This is a genomic window from Endozoicomonas sp. SESOKO3 (assembly GCF_024606255.1).
This window is the reverse complement of sequence record NZ_JAHHPR010000128.1, coordinates 1-2,371: the sequence shown is the minus strand read 5'-3', so window position 1 is coordinate 2,371 and position 2,371 is coordinate 1. Positions and strand designations below refer to the sequence as shown.

The following is a 2,371-nucleotide window of genomic DNA, read 5'->3' as shown; positions in this document are numbered from 1 at the left end:
CAACCATAAAAATTTCAGTTGTTTTGGCATCTAAATACACTCCAAGCCTTTTATATCAATAAGGTGTGCTATGAAATTATCTGGTTTTGGAGTCGAAGACACTCATATTGAAAGCGAAGAACGAGTCTGGTCTGGATTTCTGAAGCTATGCCGATATAAAGTCAGACATGCCCTTTTCCGGGGAGGGTGGAGTAAAGCACTGGATCGGGAAGCGGTTTTGCGAGTGCCCTCTGTAGGTGTACTTCTTTATGACCCGGTTCTGGAAAAAGTGGTGCTGGTCGAGCAGTTTCGCATAGGCCCTCTGATGAGCGATGACGACCCCTGGTTGCTCGAAGTGGTTGCGGGCATATCTGAGCCGGGTGAATCCCTGGAATCGGTTGCTATTCGTGAAGTAAAAGAAGAAGCTGATTGTGAAGTGAAGCATCTTTTACCGGTTTCCAATTTTTACGTCAGCCCCGGTGCAACCAATGAACGTATGATGCTTTATTGCGGCATTGTCGATGCCTCATCGGCTGGCGGGGTTTACGGACTGGCGGAAGAAGGTGAAGATATCAGAGTGCATGTGTTAACAGCAGAACAAGCCTGGCAGATGGTTGTAGATGGTCGTATTTCCAACGCTCCGGCTGTCATTGCGCTGCAATGGTTAAGGTTGAACCATGGAGAACTTAAAGATTATGTTCAATGAAACCAGGCCCGGATTTTTAATACTGATGCTAACAGCAATGCTGGTTCTGACAGGGTGTCAGTCTGGCGGTTTTAATATCTCGGGTGGCCTGGGTGGTACAGCGGCTACTTCAGGTCTTTATCGGGAAGGGTTGCCAGGTACCGCTGACTGGGCCGTCCTTCCCTTTGTTAATCACAGTAAAGCGACCAGTATTACCACTCAGGTAGAAAGAATACTGATGGTTAATTTGCCTTCGCGGGGCATTGAGGAGGCCCGTTTGTACCCTGAGTCGGAAGTGACGACAGCCTCAAAATCTCTGCAAGCAGCTCATCGTTACCAGAATGGCATGCAGTGGGCCAAGCAGAATGACATCAGCTTCGCGCTCGCCGGTGAGATTTTCGAGTGGTATTACGATGACAGTGGCAGGCCCCATGTTTCCATGGGGTTGACGGTTATTGATATCCGCAGTGGTGAAGTGATCTGGGATGTAAACGGTGCCAGTGAAGGCCTGCAGGGCGATGATCTGTTTGATATCAGCCGGGGGCTGATTTCTGATTTGCTACAGTCATTACCTATCAACCGGCGGATTTAGGAGCGGCAGGATGCTATACGCACTCAAAGATGAAAAAGGTGAAATTCAGGCAGTTGCAGACAAGCAACTTACAGAAGACTGGGAGCTCGTCAATCTGGAAGACGAAGCCGTACATACCTTCCTGCAACAAAACCCAACCCTTGGTGGCAAGGTTATGCAGGCGGCGGATGCCGATTTTATTCGCGTGCTTGAAGACCTGATCGACCTGCTCATTGATAAGCAGATCATTCAGTTTACCGAGTTGCCAGATCCAGTACAGAATAAACTGCTGAACCGTCGCCGATATCGTGAGGAGTTACGTGTTCAGGATGACACGACTCATCTGATTGATGGCGGTGATGAGATTTTCTAGTTTCATTACCGCGTATCGGAAATCTGGCCACGTATCGTTTTGCGAGCACTTCCGGTTGGCCAATCTTTTGCCCATTCTTCCTGATGCTCAATCGATTGGTTGGGAATAATCAGACTTTTATCTTCCACCCTCATAGGGAACAGTTTTCCATCGAGGTGATCCAGTTCATGCTGCATGACCCGGGCTGTAAAACCTGACAGGTCTCTTTGCTGGCGCTCTCCCTGTTCGTTATAGCCAACCACTGTGATGCTCTCAGGACGCTAAATCCATGCCCTCATGCCCGGAACCGAAAGGCAGCCTTCCCAGGTCCAGCAAGTGTTGCTGCTGAAGTTGATGATTTGTGGATTGATCCAGAATGCAAAAGGGATGTCTGGAGCCTGAGGATATCTGGATCGGTTGATTTCTGAAATACCGAGACTGAAAACACGGGCGGGCCAACCTATTTGGGGAGCCGCAAGCCCTACTCCCAGGGTACACAATTGCTTTTGCTTGAGGATCTCAAGGTTGTGCTGGAAGTCATCTGAAGTTATTTCTCCGACAGCGACCTGAGGTTGTTCCTGAAACAACAGAGGGTGGCCCATGAGTAATACCTCAGGCTCTTGATTCAGTCTCATAACAAATAGATTCCAGAATAAAATACGCTCTTTGGTTTATAGCCTAATATTGTTGCAGCAAGATAGCCTGAGGAGTAGTGCTTCTATGACAAGAATCTGTTTACGCTACAAATATTCAATCTCCCTGAATTCATGTAATGGCGTACCCT

Annotated in this window: 3 protein-coding genes and 1 pseudogene; 3 read left to right on the top strand and 1 reads right to left on the bottom strand. The window is 48.2% G+C overall.

The features are described 5' to 3' along the window. The first annotated feature begins 70 nt into the window (after positions 1-70). From KDK18_RS02295 to KDK18_RS02285, 3 genes are read left to right on the top strand one after another with little or no spacing between them, the layout of a single operon-like run. Positions 71-685 (top strand): NUDIX domain-containing protein, encoded by a 615-nt coding sequence (locus tag KDK18_RS02295; RefSeq protein WP_257252903.1) that lies wholly within the window; start codon positions 71-73, stop codon positions 683-685. Beyond that, positions 657-1,256, top strand: a complete 600-nt coding sequence (locus KDK18_RS02290; RefSeq protein WP_257252902.1) for a hypothetical protein — start codon at positions 657-659, stop codon at positions 1,254-1,256. Before KDK18_RS02295 ends, KDK18_RS02290 begins: the two co-directional genes overlap by 29 nt. A gap of 10 nt (positions 1,257-1,266) precedes the next feature. After that, on the top strand, positions 1,267-1,608 hold the full coding sequence (locus KDK18_RS02285) for a hypothetical protein (RefSeq protein ID WP_257252901.1): 342 nt from the start codon (positions 1,267-1,269) through the stop codon (positions 1,606-1,608). Positions 1,609-1,613: 5 nt separating this feature from the next. On the opposite strand, the pseudogene def reads toward KDK18_RS02285, so the two are convergent. Then, positions 1,614-2,189, bottom strand: a pseudogene (gene def, locus KDK18_RS02280) (peptide deformylase). Between the last annotated feature and the right edge of the window lie 182 nt (positions 2,190-2,371).

Bases quoted from the DNA above. Each gene is read 5' to 3' on its own strand.
- KDK18_RS02295 (WP_257252903.1), top strand. From the start codon at position 71: ATGAAATTATCTGGTTTTGGAGTCGAAGACACTCATATTGAAAGCGAA.
- KDK18_RS02290 (WP_257252902.1), top strand. From the start codon at position 657: ATGGAGAACTTAAAGATTATGTTCAATGAAACCAGGCCCGGATTTTTA.
- KDK18_RS02285 (WP_257252901.1), top strand. From the start codon at position 1,267: ATGCTATACGCACTCAAAGATGAAAAAGGTGAAATTCAGGCAGTTGCA.